This is a genomic window from Methylobacterium sp. J-088, from assembly GCF_022829295.1.
GTDB lineage: Bacteria > Pseudomonadota > Alphaproteobacteria > Rhizobiales > Beijerinckiaceae > Methylobacterium.
The window spans coordinates 1-321 of sequence record NZ_JAKSYH010000076.1 but is presented as its reverse complement, the minus strand read 5'-3'; the positions used below and the strand labels follow the sequence as shown (position 1 = coordinate 321).

The window sequence follows — 321 nt, the reverse complement described above, 5'->3', positions numbered from 1 at the left end:
GCTGCCCGGCTCGATGACCTTCTTGAGAAGCACGGATCTAAGAAGTCGCTGCTCAAGGAGGCGGTTACCGGCGCGGTCAGAACAGTGACAGTCTTCACACCTGCCGGCGCAGGCGACGCAGTGCTGAAAAACGTCTTAGCTGCAATCGGCTTTAAGGCCTACGAGATAAGCTCCTACAAAGTGTTGCTCGAACTAGCCGACGCGGCCGGTGCCGGCGATGACAAGCCTATCTTGGAGCAATCGATGACGGAGACGCAGGATATTGGCGACTGGCTGGGAAGCCATATCCCAGGTTTCGTAGATTCCTATCTCGCTCACAAG

1 protein-coding gene is annotated in these 321 nt (G+C 56.4%); it reads left to right on the top strand.

Features of this window, described 5'->3' with window-relative positions; translation table 11 throughout:
• Nucleotides 1–321 (top strand): DUF892 family protein (locus MKK63_RS09305; RefSeq protein ID WP_244000921.1); only part of this gene is annotated, 321 nt, incomplete at both ends.